The sequence below is a fragment of the Enterobacter sp. JBIWA005 genome, from assembly GCF_019968805.1.
GTDB lineage: Bacteria > Pseudomonadota > Gammaproteobacteria > Enterobacterales > Enterobacteriaceae > Enterobacter > Enterobacter vonholyi.
The window spans coordinates 214,527-227,804 of record NZ_CP074159.1 but is presented as its reverse complement, the minus strand read 5'-3'; the positions used below and the strand labels follow the sequence as shown (position 1 = coordinate 227,804).

The window sequence follows — 13,278 nt, the reverse complement described above, 5'->3', positions numbered from 1 at the left end:
AACCCTCTCCCTCAAGGGAGAGGGAATTTACCTCAGAAACTCTTCTCTGTCGGCTGCCAGGTGCAGAAGTCTTCGTTCGCCACCAGCAGCAGCTGAGAGCCTTCCGGCGCCTCAAGCCACGCCACACTCACTTCCATTGATGAATGACGCTGACGGCGTTGAATGTGTTCGGTTGCCCAGGATTCGAGCTCAGGCTTGACCGTCTGCCCTTCGCAGGTTGTCACCGTACCATCGCTATGCCAGCGTCCCTGGCGCAGCACAACGCGGCCCAGACGAAGCGCATCGCTGGTCTGGCGGATTTGTTCGGCACGATAACGGTAGAGGGCGATTTGATCGCTGGAAAGCTGCTGTTTTTGACCGCTGACTTCGCGCTGCATAAAGCTCAGCTCGCCATGGTCGTCAAAACGCACTTTCACATGTTCGGGGGTTTTGCTGTAGACGTTCAGTTCAATCAGCGACAGGTCATCTCCCTGCCAGCGATATTCCGCAGTCGACGTATTGCCGTTATGCCACGGGCTGAAGGCAGAAAGCAGATGAACTTCGCCGCCGGAATCTTTGCGCCAGATCCTGACCGCGCCCTGGTTGTCCGCGTAACCGCTGGCGGTAAACGGCGGCAGGGAGGTGTCGTGGCTACAGGCTGACAGCAGCAGCATGCCTGCCAGCGCGAGCGTTCCACGCCAGAAAGACAAAAGGGGCGTTACCGCCCCTTCGCTAAAACTGTTCACTGCCACGCGTCTTACTTAACAGCGTCTTTCAGTGCTTTACCAGAAACAAATGCCGGCACGTTAGCTGCGGCGATTTTGATTTCTTTACCGGTCTGCGGGTTGCGGCCAGTACGCTCAGCGCGGTGGTTCACTTTGAAGGTACCGAAACCAACCAGTTGTACAGCATCACCTTCTTTCAGAGACTCAGTAATAGCAGCCAGGGTAGATTCCAGAGCAGCTTTAGCCTGCACTTTAGACAGATCAGCCTTGTCCGCAATTACATCAATCAGTTGAGTCTTGTTCATAAGTTATCCTTTCAATGTGTTTATCGCTTGCTAAGCATCGAGTGCGACGAAAATGCCAAAAAAGCACTCTCCTGCATACACGCACCGATAGCCACTTTTTTTCGCCCCCCAAATGTAGACCAGACAAGGGGCGAAAGGGAAGAGTCGAGGAGCGACAAAACGGGCGTTATCTCAAGATTTATTGTCTCATTGGTTAAAAATTATACCAATATTGCTCTCGCCAGCCTCTCGTAAGTCAGCGCGCAGCCCTTTTATCAGCTCAATATCGCGTTCTTCACACTCTGCTAACAGGCGGAAAATTTCCCACTGAATGTCCCATTCTTGCTCAACCGCCGGGTTCGCACGCAGCTCTTCGTCGGTCATTTCCCGACCTTCCTGGGTCATTTCCAGCATCGCGACGGTCGTAATAGATGCCTTACTGACTTCAATAGCGTGCTCCAGCGTTTCTCCGCTCAGACGGGAGTGAAGCAGTTCGCTTAACGCCACGCAGGCATCAATTGCCGGGTAGACGCCGTACAGGTCAAAATCATCCGCCACCGGGATCGCCTCTTCCAGCTTTTCGAGCTGAGAGTCGAAATTCACCTTCGCGTCTTTCACCGTCAGCGTTTCCCAGATCAGATCCAGAATGCGGCGGTAGATATGGCCATCACCAAAGCCGGTCTGCTTGCAGAACGCGGCATAGTTGGGATACATGCGCTCGCACAGGCAAGCCATGAAGGTGACGTGCTGCCAGCTTTCCAGCTTTTCAAGGCGCAGGTGAATCGGGTTTTGTAGCATGATGATCTCTCGAATCGAAAATTAGGCGCAGTTTACCTGAATCATCGCTGAATTTCCTGCCAACGAACAAAAGCCGGACGTGAAGACGCCACGGCGTCTGCCCAGCGCGTCGGCTCCGGCAAGCGGTAGCCCTTCATGCAGCGCTGCACCCACGCGAGGGCGCTGTCCATGCTCACACGGTGCCCGGTAGCGATAAAGAGCGGGTTACAGCGTGCCTTGCTGCGCCAGACCCACGCCAGCTGCTCGCCTTTATGGATGAGCGGCGCCAGCGCACCCGGCTCGGATGAAAGTGGTTCAAACGCGCCGCACAGGCGTTTCTTGGCGACGCCAATGGTCGGCACATCCACCAGCAGCCCAAAATGACTGGCAACGCCTAAACGACGCGGATGTGAGATCCCGTGTCCATCGACAAACAGCAGGTCAGGTTTTTGCGAAAGCTGCTCCCACGCTGCCAGCAGCGCGGGATATTCGCGGAAGGAGAGAAAGCCCGGAATGTACGGCATGGTGGTCGCGATACGCGCGACCTTGTACTCCACCAGCTCAAGCGAAGGGTATTTCAGTACCACCATCGCCGCTCGCGTCACGTCCCCACCCTGCTCGAATCCGACGTCTGCTCCGCCAATGTACTGCGGAGGGTCCTTATCCAGACAATCCTCGCGGATCACCGATGAGGCCAGTTCGATTTGTTGAGCGCGTAGCGACGCGAGATCCATAACGACTCCTTACTTGTGATACTGGGCAGAAAGCCGATGCACCGCCTCCACAAAAACGCCTGCGTGTTCTGGCGGCACATCCTGATGAATGCCGTGGCCGAGGTTAAAGACGTGGCCTTCCCCCTGGCCGAAACCAGACAGTATAGTCGACACTTCTTCTTCAATGCGGGCTGGCGGCGCATAGAGCATGGACGGGTCCATATTGCCCTGCAGCGCTACTTTGTCACCCACGCGACGACGCGCATCGGCGATATCGGTGGTCCAGTCGAGACCCAGCGCGTCGCAGCCGGTTGCCGCCATCGCTTCCAGCCACTGGCCGCCACCTTTGGTGAACAGCGTCACCGGCACGCGGCGACCTTCGTTTTCACGCAGCAGGCCGTCGACGATTTTATGCATGTAATACAGGGAGAACTGCTGATAATCGCGCCCGGTCAGCACGCCGCCCCAGGTATCGAAAATCATCACCGACTGCGCGCCCGCCTTAATCTGCGCGTTCAGATAGAGCGTAACGCTCTTCGCCAGCTTGTCGAGCAGCGCATGCAGGGCCAGCGGCTCGGCGTACATCATCTTTTTAATCATGGTGAAGGCTTTGCTGCTGCCCCCTTCCACCATATAGGTCGCCAGCGTCCACGGGCTGCCTGAGAAGCCAATCAGCGGCACTTCCCCTTTCAGCTCGCGGCGAATGGTGCGCACGGCGTTCATCACGTAGCCCAGCTCGCCTTCCGGATCGGGAATCGGCAGCTTGTCCACGTCGGCTTTGCTTTTGATCGGAGAGGTGAAACGCGGACCTTCACCGGTTTCGAAGTACAGGCCAAGGCCCATTGCATCCGGAATGGTCAGAATATCCGAGAAGAGGATCGCCGCATCCAGCGGGAAGCGGCGCAGCGGCTGGAGCGTCACTTCACAGGCCAGCTCGGCGTTTTTGCAAAGCGACATAAAATCGCCCGCCTGCGCGCGCGTGGCTTTGTACTCTGGCAGATAGCGTCCCGCCTGGCGCATCATCCACACCGGGGTGACATCAACGGGCTGGCGCAGCAGCGCACGCAGATAACGATCGTTCTTCAGTTCGGTCATTTTTGCAGTTCCTTAAGCGTCATGGCCTCAGTGTAACACTACTCATACTCGGCCCGACACATCGCCACGGTATCTTCTATCAGCCGACGCGCCACGGTACCCGCTGGGGGGAGCAGCGGTAGATCTTCATAGCGATACCAGTTCGCGTCCAGCAGCTCTTTCCGATCGATAACGATCTCGCCGCTGTCATATTCGGCCATAAAGGCCGTCATCAGCGACTGCGGGAACGGCCACGGCTGGGAGGTGACGTAGCGCAGGTTCTTCACTTTGATGCCGCTCTCCTCCATTACCTCGCGCGCCACCGCCTGCTCCAGCGTTTCGCCCACCTCGACGAAGCCGGCCAGCACGGTGTGTACGCCGTTGCGATGACGGGTATGCTGCGCCAGCAAAATAGAATCATCCCGGCGGATAGCGACGATAATGCACGGCGCAATTTGCGGATAGTAGCGCTCGCGGCAGTGGCTGCAGAGCATCGCCCACTCGGTTTTGCTCGGATGCATGGTATGACCGCAGTAGCCGCAGTATTTGTGCGAGCGATAAAACTCCGCCAGCTGCACGCCGCGCCCCGCCAGCTGGAACAGGCCCACGTCCAGATCCAACACCTGGCGAACGGATCCCATATCCTGACGACGCGCTTGCTGGATCAACCACACGGGCTCACCCTGCCACTCGCCGATCTCTAGCGCAGGCTGGCCCACGAGATCGAACGTTTCCGCCGCACCGTAGGGCAGTTCTCCACCGGGCAACCATAATTTTTGTTCGTGGCTGACGATCCACCAACCCAGATCTGATTTTTCAATAATACGATCCATATCTATTGCACTACCTTCGCTTCACTGACATGTTGTTAGCATTGTGGTTACATTCTGGATGAGCAGATTCAATCCTACACTTTGCGGAGTCGACCATGTTAAACCAGCTAGAAAGCCTGACTGAGCGCGTTAGAGGAAGTAACAAACTGGTGGATCGCTGGCTGCATGTGCGCAAGCATCTACTCGTGGCTTATTACAATCTGGTCGGCATTAAGCCTGGCAAAGAATCGTTTATGCGACTGAACGAAAAAGCGCTGGATGATTTTTGTCAGGGCCTGGTCGACTATCTGTCCGACGGCCATTTCAATATTTATGAACGCATTATCCGCGAAATGGAAGGGACAACGCCGTATTTAGCGGCCAGCAAGCTCTATCCGCTGCTGGAAGCCAATACCCAGCAGATCATGGATTACTATGATTCCACGCTCGAGAATGCCATCGATCACGATAACTATCTTGAGTTCCAGAAAGCGCTATCCGACCTCGGCGAAGCGCTGGAGGAGCGATTCACGCTGGAAGACAAGCTGATCTCTCTCGCCCTGGACAATGATTTGAACATCAGTAACGAAGAGAACGTCACGCGCCCTGCTTGAGTTCTTAATCGTTAACGAGTAATTTACAACCATTCGCCCCTCTCACGAGGGGGATTTTTCTTGTCGGAGTGCCCAGAGCGAAAGCCGGGCTGAGACCGTTAATTCGGGATCCGCGGAACCTGATCAGGCTAATACCTGCGAAGGGAACAAGAGTCACACTGCTGTTGTATCGCCCCCCCGGGCGATCCTCTCTTGCTTCATCCGTCGTCTGACAAGCCATGTCCTTCACTTTTGGAATGAGCTATGTCTACTGTAAAACTGACCCGCCGCGAACAGCGCGCACAGGCCCAACACTTCATCGACACGCTGGAAGGCACCGCTTTCCCCAACTCGAAACGCATCTACATTTCCGGCTCGCAGGCCGATATCCGCGTCCCGATGCGCGAAATCCAGCTCAGCCCGACGCTTATCGGCGGCAGCAAACAGAATCCGCAGTATGAAGACAACGAAGCCGTGCCGGTGTATGACACCTCCGGCCCATACGGCGATCCTGATGTTGCCATCAACGTCCAGCAGGGGCTGGCAAAGCTGCGCCAGCCGTGGATTGACGCGCGTAACGACTGCGAAGAGCTGAGCGTGCTCAGCTCTGCGTACACCAAAGAGCGCCTGGCCGACGACGGCCTGGACGAGTTGCGCTTTACCGGCCTGCTGACGCCAAAACGTGCTAAAGCAGGTAAATGCGTGACCCAGCTGCACTACGCCCGCCAGGGTATCGTCACGCCGGAGATGGAGTTCATCGCCATCCGTGAAAACATGGGTCGCGAGCGTATCCGCAGCGAAGTGCTGCGCTATCAGCATCCTGGTGAAGGCTTTGGCGCGCGCCTGCCGGAGAACATCACGCCGGAATTTGTACGTGACGAAGTGGCCGCCGGCCGCGCGATTATCCCCGCCAACATTAACCACCCGGAATCCGAGCCGATGATTATCGGCCGCAACTTCCTGGTGAAGGTCAACGCTAACATCGGTAACTCGGCCGTCACCTCCTCCATCGAAGAAGAGGTGGAAAAGCTGGTCTGGTCCACGCGCTGGGGTGCGGACACGGTAATGGATCTTTCCACCGGCCGCTATATCCATGAAACCCGCGAATGGATCCTGCGTAACAGCCCGGTGCCGATTGGCACCGTCCCGATTTATCAGGCGCTGGAGAAGGTCAACGGCATTGCCGAAGACCTCACCTGGGAAGCGTTCCGCGACACCCTGCTGGAGCAGGCCGAGCAGGGCGTGGACTACTTCACCATTCACGCGGGCGTGCTGCTGCGCTACGTGCCGATGACCGCGAAGCGTCTGACCGGCATCGTCTCGCGCGGCGGCTCCATCATGGCGAAGTGGTGCCTCTCCCATCACCGGGAAAACTTCCTCTACGAACACTTCCGCGAAATTTGCGAGATCTGCGCCGCCTATGACGTCTCTCTGTCACTGGGCGACGGCCTGCGCCCGGGTTCCATCCGTGACGCCAACGACGAAGCGCAGTTTGCCGAGCTTCATACGCTGGGCGAACTGACCAAAATCGCCTGGGAGTATGACGTGCAGGTGATGATTGAAGGTCCGGGACACGTGCCGATGCAGATGATCCGCCGCAACATGACCGAGGAGCTGGAGCACTGCCACGAAGCGCCGTTCTACACCCTGGGACCGTTGACCACCGATATTGCGCCAGGCTATGACCACTTCACGTCAGGCATTGGCGCGGCGATGATCGGCTGGTTCGGCTGCGCCATGCTCTGCTACGTGACGCCGAAAGAGCACCTCGGCCTGCCAAACAAAGAGGACGTGAAGCAAGGGCTGATTACCTACAAAATTGCCGCCCACGCGGCGGATCTGGCCAAGGGCCATCCGGGCGCGCAAATCCGCGATAACGCCATGTCGAAGGCGCGCTTTGAATTCCGCTGGGAAGACCAGTTCAACCTGGCGCTGGACCCGTTCACCGCCCGCGCCTACCACGACGAAACCCTGCCGCAGGAATCGGGCAAAGTCGCGCATTTCTGCTCCATGTGCGGACCAAAATTCTGCTCGATGAAAATCAGCCAGGAGGTGCGCGACTACGCCGCCACGCAAACCATCGAAGTCGGTATGGCGGACATGTCTGAAACCTTCCGCGCCAAAGGCGGCGAAATCTACCTCAAAAAAGAGGAGGCGTAATGTACCAGCCCGATTTCCCGCCCGTCCCCTACCGTTTAGGGCTCTATCCGGTGGTGGACAGCGTGGCGTGGATAGAGCGCCTGCTGGAGACAGGCGTTCGAACGATCCAGCTGCGCATCAAGGATAAACGCGATGACGAGGTGGAAGCCGATGTGGTTGCCGCCATCGCGCTGGGGCGCCGGTATAACGCCCGCCTGTTTATCAACGACTACTGGCGGCTGGCCGTTAAGCACCGGGCGTACGGCGTGCATCTGGGCCAGGAGGACCTGGAAACAACGGATCTGAGCGCAATCCGTGAAGCCGGGTTGCGTCTGGGCGTGTCAACGCACGATGACATGGAGATTGACGTGGCCCTGGCGGCCCGTCCCTCTTACATCGCGCTCGGTCACGTCTTCCCGACGCAAACCAAGCAGATGCCCTCCGCTCCGCAGGGTCTGACGCAGCTGGCAAGTCACGTTAAACGCCTTGCCGATTACCCCACCGTCGCCATCGGCGGAATCAGCCTTGAACGTGCCCCGGCGGTGCTGGAGACCGGCGTCGGCAGCATCGCCGTCGTCAGTGCCATCACCCAGGCCGCAGACTGGCGGTCCGCCACCGAACAGCTGTTACAGCTGGCAGGAGCAGGCGATGAACGATCGTGACTTTATGCGCTACAGCCGTCAGATCCTGCTGGAGGATATCGCCATCGACGGCCAGCAAAAACTGCTCGCCAGCCGGGTGCTGATTGTTGGACTCGGGGGATTAGGCGCACCCGCCGCGCTTTATCTGGCAGGCGCAGGTATCGGTACGCTGGTGCTGGCCGATGACGATGAGGTCCACCTCAGCAATCTGCAGCGACAAATCCTCTTTACCACCGCGGATATCAGCCAGCCGAAAGCGCAAATCACCCGGCAGCGCCTGAACCAGCTCAACCCGGATATCGCGCTGATTGCCCTGCAGGATCGGCTCAGCGGTGAAAGCCTGCGCCGTGAGGTCGCCCTGGCCGACGTGGTGCTGGACTGCACGGACAACATGGCGACGCGCCAGGCGATTAACGCCGCCTGCGTGGCAAATAATACGCCGCTTATCACGGCCAGCGCGGTGGGTTTCGGCGGGCAGATGATGGTCCTGACCCCGCCGTGGTCGCAGGGCTGCTATCGCTGCCTGTGGCCGGACGATGCCGAGCCGACGCGCAACTGCCGGACGGCGGGTATTCTGGGTCCGGTGGTCGGCGTAATGGGCACCATGCAGGCGCTGGAAGCCATCAAGCTGCTCAGCGGCATGGAGACGGAACGCAATACGCTGCGGCTGTTTGATGCTCGCTCCAGCAGCTGGCGCCAGCTGGCGTTACGCCGCGCCAGCCGCTGCCCGGTATGTGGAGGCCGCGATGCGCATTCTGTTTAACGATGAGCCAATGAGCTGCGAAGCCGGTCTTACCGTTGCCGCACTGCTCGACAAGCTGCGTCAGCTCAAGCCGGGAACGGCGCTGGCGCTCAATCAACAGATCCTGCCGCGCGAGCAGTGGGAACATCAGCAGGTCAATGAAGGCGACCAGGTCCTGCTGTTTCAGGTTATCGCAGGGGGCTGAGATGTTACGTATTGCCGATAAGGTTTTTGATTCGCATCTGTTTACCGGAACCGGAAAATTCGCCTCGCCGCAGCTGATGGTGGATGCCATTCGCGAAAGCGGCAGCCAGCTGGTGACGCTGGCGCTCAAGCGCGTGGATCTGCGCCACCACAGCGATGCCATTCTGGCTCCGTTGCTGGAAGCAGGCGTCACGCTGTTGCCCAACACCTCCGGCGCCAAAACGGCCGAAGAGGCGATTTTTGCCGCGCAGCTGGCCCGCGAGGCGCTCGGCACCCGCTGGCTAAAGCTGGAAATCCATCCGGATGCCCGCTGGCTGCTGCCCGACCCGATTGAAACGCTAAAAGCGGCTGAAAAGCTGGTGCAGCAAGGGTTTACCGTCCTGCCCTACTGCGGCGCTGACCCTGTTCTGTGCAAACGTCTCGAAGAGGTCGGCTGCGCTGCCGTCATGCCGCTGGGGGCCCCCATTGGCTCCAACCAGGGGCTGGAAACTCGCGCGATGCTGGAGATCATCATCGAGCAGGCCACCGTGCCGGTGGTCGTTGATGCGGGCATTGGCGTGCCCAGCCATGCCGCGCAGGCGCTGGAGATGGGCGCTGACGCGGTACTGGTGAATACGGCCATCGCGGTTGCCGACGACCCGGTCATGATGGCGCGTGCATTCCGCATGGCCGTAGAGGCTGGCCTGCTGGCAAGGGGAGCCGGCCCCGGTTCGCGCAGTTTCCAGGCGCAGGCCACCAGCCCGCTAACCGGTTTTCTGGAGGCGATCTCATGAGCACGTTTACCGAGCGCTGGCGGCAGCTTAACTGGGACGACATTGTCCTGCGCATCAACAGCAAAACGGCGGCTGACGTGGAGCGCGCGCTGCATGCCCGCCATCTGACCCGCGAGGATCTGATGGCCCTGCTCTCTCCCGCGGCGATCGCGTACCTCGAACCGATGGCCCAACGAGCACAGCGGCTCACCCGCCAGCGTTTTGGCAACACGGTGAGCTTCTACGTGCCGCTCTATCTCTCCAACCTTTGCGCCAATGACTGCACCTACTGCGGTTTTTCCATGAGCAACCGCATCAAGCGTAAAACGCTCGATGAAGATGAGATTTCCCGGGAGTGTGCGGCCATTCGTGAAATGGGCTTTGAACATCTTCTGCTGGTCACGGGCGAACATCAGGGAAAAGTGGGAATGGACTATTTTCGTCAGCACCTTCCCGCCATTCGTCGTCAGTTTGCGTCGTTGCAGATGGAAGTGCAGCCCCTGTCGCAGGAGGAGTACGCAGAGCTCAAAAACCTCGGGCTGGACGGGGTCATGGTCTACCAGGAAACCTATCATGAGGCGACGTACGCCCGGCACCACCTGAAGGGTAAGAAACAGGATTTCTTTTTCCGGCTGGAAACGCCGGACAGGCTCGGCCGCGCGGGTATCGACAAAATCGGTCTGGGTGCGCTGATCGGGCTCTCCGACAGCTGGCGGGTGGATTGTTATATGGTGGCGGAACATTTGCTGTGGCTCCAGCAGCACTACTGGCAGAGCCGTTATTCCATCTCCTTCCCGCGCCTGCGCCCCTGTGCGGGAGGGATCGAACCGGCTTCGCTAATGGATGAACGCCAGCTGGTGCAGACGATCTGCGCGTTTCGCCTGCTCGCCCCGGAAGTTGAATTATCGCTCTCAACGCGTGAGTCCCCGGCGTTTCGCGATCGCGTTATCCCGCTTGCAATTAACAACGTCAGCGCGTTTTCCAAAACGCAGCCTGGCGGCTACGCCGACGATCGTCCGGAGCTGGAGCAGTTTGTGCCGCATGACGGGCGACGTCCGGAAGCGGTCGCCGCAGCCCTGACGGCGCAGGGCCTTCAGCCTGTCTGGAAAGACTGGGACAGCTGGCTGGGAAGGGCCTCGCAATGACGTTGAAACGCACAGCAACATCATAGAAATTTGTCGAGACGTTACGAAAAGGCAAAACCGGATGATTGTCATCGATCGTCCGGTTTTTTATTGTCGCAAGGTCAGCAACGGATGCTGACCGGGGCGAAAAGCGTCTTCCTCGTTTCGCCCTGCTTCTGATTCATTTCACAAACTGCCCCCGGCAAATGAATAAGTATTTTCTTAATGATTCTTAAGATAAATCATCTCGTCAGAAATCGTGCGCCGTATAATTCACCGCTAACCGCAGGACAGCGACTATGCTGAGAGGATATCGGCAGACGAAAAATATTCACCATCAGGAACGATGTACAGCTCATGGCACTTCACAGCAAAAAGCTCTCTTTTACACGGCCAATCATGCTCAGCTTTGCGGGGATCCTCTGCAGTTTTGCGGTGATCGCGATCGCGGTAACGCTTTCGCAACGAAAGGATTTTCTTGAGGATTATCATAAGATCAATAGCAACTTCACGCATAACCTGGCGGTGAACTACACCGAATCTATCCTGCGTGAAAACGACTATATCCTGGGCCGTTCCGCGATGTACTTTGCCCGCGACGACAGGCTAAACGAGACGCTCAACGTCAACCCGACGCAAGGGCTGCAGATGATGATGCATTTGCAGAACCTGATGCCGACCGTCTCCTCCATCTCGCTGGCGGACACGCAGGGGCATTATCTTCGCGCACCAGAGGTGCTCCCCACGGAGACGAGTAAAACCTTCGATCCCCGGACACGCCCGTGGTTCGTCGCTCAGGCGGAAGCCAGTATCTTCAGTCACTATACCCGTCCCTACATGGACTACTTCACTGGCCATCCGACGGTAACACTCTATAAGCCTTTGATTTCGCCTGAAGGGAGACTGAAGGGAACGCTCGCTTTCCATCTCGATTTGACGTCTATGGGCTTCACCCTGCGCCAGATGGTGGCGCCCGTTCAGGGGGAATTCTTCGTCGTCGAACGCGATGGTGCCGTGGTGCTGCATCCGGATACCGGCGCGCTGTTCAAACAGTACGTGAGCGAAGCGCTGATGGACAAAATGACCAGCGGCGAAGGTCATCTTTACGACAAGAAAAGCAACGCCTGGTATTACTACTACTCGTTTACCAACCCGGACTGGTTTGTCATCTACCGGGTCTCTGGCGAGACGCTCACCGATATTACCCGTCACGAAACAACTATCGTTGGTTGGGGGTTTGCGCTGGCCGCCATCATCATCATCCTCTTCGGCTTATACCTCCGCCACGCCTCGCGTTCAGTGCTGATGCACATTATCAATGCCATCAAAACTGGCGATGTTAGCGAGGCGCCGCGCCTGGAAGCGATGCTGAGCCACACGATTCAGTCCAACAAAGAGCGTGAAATGGCGTATGTTCGCCAGGCCACTCACGATGCGCTGACGGGCTGTAAAAACCGCCGCGCGTTCGACAGCGATGTCGCGGAGCTGCTGAATGCCCAACAGCCTTTCGCGATGGCGCTGGTAGACATTGATAACTTCAAGTCAATTAACGACACGCTGGGCCACCTGACCGGTGATATTGTTCTGCGTAACGTGGCTCGCGAAGGGATTCAGATCATGCAGCCACATCACGTCTCAATTTACCGTTATGGTGGAGAAGAGTTCGCGGTAATCTTCCAGGCTGAGCAGATGTCTTCCGCGCTCTCATTGCTGGAAGCGTGGCGTACCGCCGTTGAAAAGCGCGTCTGGCGGGAAGAAAACCTGCGGGTTACGTTCAGCGGCGGTCTTGGAGAGTGGCATTTTGAACCGCTGGAGCAATTTGTCGGGAGCGTTGATAACGCCCTCTACAGCGCCAAACAGCAGGGCAAAAACCGCATTAACCGAACGTCCATCAGCTAATCCTGCCTCTTTCACCCTGCCCGTTTCCACGGGCCGGGTGCCTGACAATGCAAAATTGTAACCGGTTTCAGAAAATCACCGGTTTCTTTGTGATGCCTGACACACAATCGCGGTAAAGCGGTTGTTGAAGCGGTCTGCACGGGATAATTATCAATAAACACATGTAGATCGAGGCTGATTATGAAGAACATCGTTTTATGCTGTGCAGCGGGAATGTCAACCAGCATGCTGGTTCAACGTATGAAAGACGCCGCGCAGAAAAAAGGAGTTGAAGTCACCATTAAAGCCGTTCCGGTTGCGGAGTTTAAAGACAACATCGCGACGGCCGACATCGTATTGCTGGGGCCACAGGTTAAATACGAGCAGGCTAAACTCCAGGCGCAGGCCGACCCGTTGGGTAAAAAGGTCGCGGTGATCGACATGATGGATTACGGCATGATGAAAGGTGATGCCGTACTGGAAAAAGCGCTCAAACTTCTGGAGTCATAATGGAAGACTTAGAAACCACGATTATGGAACTGCTGGTCAACGCGGGCGCGGCGCGCAGTGCAGCCCTGACGGCGTTACAGATGGCGCGTAAAGGTGATTTTGACGAAGCTGAAAAAGCGATGGAAGAGTCGCGTGAATATGTGAAGCATGCGCACACTATACAGACGCAGCTTATCGGTCTTGATGAGGGGACCGGGAAGCTTCCGGTTAACCTGATCACCGTCCACTCGCAGGATCACCTGATGAACGCCATGGTCATTCAGGATCTGGCGGGCGATATGATTGAGCTTTATCGTCGGATCCCGTTGGTGAATTGAATACATGCAGATGT

The 13,278-nt window shown here is 57.5% G+C and carries 16 protein-coding genes and 1 riboswitch; of the genes, 10 read left to right on the top strand and 6 right to left on the bottom strand.

All coding sequences use genetic code 11. The features are described from left to right. Positions 1-32: 32 nt before the first annotated feature. The 6 genes from KGP22_RS01050 to nudC all read right to left on the bottom strand — a co-directional run bounded on the left by KGP22_RS01050 (position 33) and on the right by nudC (position 4,385). Positions 33-725 (bottom strand): DUF1481 domain-containing protein, encoded by a 693-nt coding sequence (locus KGP22_RS01050; protein ID WP_223582360.1) that lies wholly within the window; start codon positions 723-725, stop codon positions 33-35. 11 nt (positions 726-736) lie between these two features. Further along, positions 737-1,009: a nucleoid-associated protein HU-alpha gene (hupA, locus tag KGP22_RS01045; RefSeq protein WP_002445246.1), complete on the bottom strand. Its 273-nt coding sequence runs from the start codon at positions 1,007-1,009 to the stop codon at positions 737-739. A gap of 186 nt (positions 1,010-1,195) precedes the next feature. After that, on the bottom strand, positions 1,196-1,786 hold the full coding sequence (locus KGP22_RS01040) for a YjaG family protein (protein ID WP_008503468.1): 591 nt from the start codon (positions 1,784-1,786) through the stop codon (positions 1,196-1,198). Between the two features lie 41 nt (positions 1,787-1,827). Then, a complete protein-coding gene (gene nfi, locus KGP22_RS01035) occupies positions 1,828-2,499 on the bottom strand; it encodes a deoxyribonuclease V (RefSeq protein ID WP_223580949.1) in 672 nt (223 codons plus the stop codon). A gap of 9 nt (positions 2,500-2,508) precedes the next feature. Further along, a complete protein-coding gene (gene hemE, locus KGP22_RS01030) occupies positions 2,509-3,573 on the bottom strand; it encodes a uroporphyrinogen decarboxylase (protein ID WP_029742041.1) in 1,065 nt (354 codons plus the stop codon). A 38-nt stretch (positions 3,574-3,611) separates the two neighbouring features. Then, entirely contained in the window at positions 3,612-4,385 is a 774-nt protein-coding gene (gene nudC / locus KGP22_RS01025) for an NAD(+) diphosphatase (protein ID WP_223580947.1), read from the bottom strand. A gap of 95 nt (positions 4,386-4,480) precedes the next feature. Between nudC and rsd the strand changes: the two genes are divergently transcribed. The 10 genes from rsd to KGP22_RS00975 all read left to right on the top strand — a co-directional run bounded on the left by rsd (position 4,481) and on the right by KGP22_RS00975 (position 13,264). Continuing rightward, positions 4,481-4,978, top strand: a complete 498-nt coding sequence (gene rsd / locus KGP22_RS01020; protein WP_223580945.1) for a sigma D regulator — start codon at positions 4,481-4,483, stop codon at positions 4,976-4,978. Positions 4,979-5,032: 54 nt separating this feature from the next. Then, positions 5,033-5,141: riboswitch (TPP riboswitch) on the top strand. Between the two features lie 80 nt (positions 5,142-5,221). Continuing rightward, on the top strand, positions 5,222-7,117 hold the full coding sequence (gene thiC, locus KGP22_RS01015) for a phosphomethylpyrimidine synthase ThiC (RefSeq protein WP_223580943.1): 1,896 nt from the start codon (positions 5,222-5,224) through the stop codon (positions 7,115-7,117). Further along, the gene (thiE, locus tag KGP22_RS01010; RefSeq protein WP_127729204.1) at positions 7,117-7,758 is read left to right on the top strand and encodes a thiamine phosphate synthase; all 642 of its coding nucleotides are present in this window, start codon (positions 7,117-7,119) and stop codon (positions 7,756-7,758) included. Before thiC ends, thiE begins: the two co-directional genes overlap by 1 nt. Continuing rightward, complete coding sequence (locus tag KGP22_RS01005; protein WP_223580941.1) at positions 7,745-8,500, top strand: HesA/MoeB/ThiF family protein; 756 nt, start codon at positions 7,745-7,747, stop codon at positions 8,498-8,500. Before thiE ends, KGP22_RS01005 begins: the two co-directional genes overlap by 14 nt. Then, on the top strand, positions 8,484-8,684 hold the full coding sequence (gene thiS / locus KGP22_RS01000; protein ID WP_223580939.1) for a sulfur carrier protein ThiS: 201 nt from the start codon (positions 8,484-8,486) through the stop codon (positions 8,682-8,684). The genes KGP22_RS01005 and thiS overlap by 17 nt, the downstream gene beginning before the upstream one ends. Position 8,685: 1 nt before the next feature. Continuing rightward, positions 8,686-9,456 (top strand): thiazole synthase, encoded by a 771-nt coding sequence (thiG, locus tag KGP22_RS00995; protein WP_111966108.1) that lies wholly within the window; start codon positions 8,686-8,688, stop codon positions 9,454-9,456. Then, positions 9,453-10,580, top strand: coding sequence for a 2-iminoacetate synthase ThiH (gene thiH, locus KGP22_RS00990; protein WP_223580938.1), 1,128 nt, complete (start codon positions 9,453-9,455; stop codon positions 10,578-10,580). The genes thiG and thiH overlap by 4 nt, the downstream gene beginning before the upstream one ends. A gap of 336 nt (positions 10,581-10,916) precedes the next feature. Then, positions 10,917-12,458 carry a sensor domain-containing diguanylate cyclase gene (locus KGP22_RS00985; RefSeq protein ID WP_115877033.1) on the top strand — a complete coding sequence of 514 codons (1,542 nt, stop codon included), beginning with the start codon at positions 10,917-10,919 and terminating at the stop codon, positions 12,456-12,458. Between the two features lie 180 nt (positions 12,459-12,638). Next, on the top strand, positions 12,639-12,947 hold the full coding sequence (locus KGP22_RS00980) for a PTS sugar transporter subunit IIB (RefSeq protein WP_010425948.1): 309 nt from the start codon (positions 12,639-12,641) through the stop codon (positions 12,945-12,947). Continuing rightward, the gene (locus tag KGP22_RS00975; RefSeq protein WP_003862327.1) at positions 12,947-13,264 is read left to right on the top strand and encodes a PTS lactose/cellobiose transporter subunit IIA; all 318 of its coding nucleotides are present in this window, start codon (positions 12,947-12,949) and stop codon (positions 13,262-13,264) included. Before KGP22_RS00980 ends, KGP22_RS00975 begins: the two co-directional genes overlap by 1 nt. The last annotated feature ends 14 nt before the right edge of the window (positions 13,265-13,278 follow it).

Coding starts and splice junctions, on each gene's coding strand:
- hemE (WP_029742041.1), bottom strand. CDS start 3,573: ATGACCGAACTGAAGAACGATCGTTATCTGCGTGCGCTGCTGCGCCAG.
- KGP22_RS00980 (WP_010425948.1), top strand. CDS start 12,639: ATGAAGAACATCGTTTTATGCTGTGCAGCGGGAATGTCAACCAGCATG.
- KGP22_RS01040 (WP_008503468.1), bottom strand. CDS start 1,786: ATGCTACAAAACCCGATTCACCTGCGCCTTGAAAAGCTGGAAAGCTGG.
- rsd (WP_223580945.1), top strand. CDS start 4,481: ATGTTAAACCAGCTAGAAAGCCTGACTGAGCGCGTTAGAGGAAGTAAC.
- thiH (WP_223580938.1), top strand. CDS start 9,453: ATGAGCACGTTTACCGAGCGCTGGCGGCAGCTTAACTGGGACGACATT.
- hupA (WP_002445246.1), bottom strand. CDS start 1,009: ATGAACAAGACTCAACTGATTGATGTAATTGCGGACAAGGCTGATCTG.
- thiC (WP_223580943.1), top strand. CDS start 5,222: ATGTCTACTGTAAAACTGACCCGCCGCGAACAGCGCGCACAGGCCCAA.
- nudC (WP_223580947.1), bottom strand. CDS start 4,385: ATGGATCGTATTATTGAAAAATCAGATCTGGGTTGGTGGATCGTCAGC.
- thiE (WP_127729204.1), top strand. CDS start 7,117: ATGTACCAGCCCGATTTCCCGCCCGTCCCCTACCGTTTAGGGCTCTAT.
- KGP22_RS01005 (WP_223580941.1), top strand. CDS start 7,745: ATGAACGATCGTGACTTTATGCGCTACAGCCGTCAGATCCTGCTGGAG.
- KGP22_RS00975 (WP_003862327.1), top strand. CDS start 12,947: ATGGAAGACTTAGAAACCACGATTATGGAACTGCTGGTCAACGCGGGC.
- thiS (WP_223580939.1), top strand. CDS start 8,484: ATGCGCATTCTGTTTAACGATGAGCCAATGAGCTGCGAAGCCGGTCTT.
- KGP22_RS00985 (WP_115877033.1), top strand. CDS start 10,917: ATGGCACTTCACAGCAAAAAGCTCTCTTTTACACGGCCAATCATGCTC.
- nfi (WP_223580949.1), bottom strand. CDS start 2,499: ATGGATCTCGCGTCGCTACGCGCTCAACAAATCGAACTGGCCTCATCG.
- thiG (WP_111966108.1), top strand. CDS start 8,686: ATGTTACGTATTGCCGATAAGGTTTTTGATTCGCATCTGTTTACCGGA.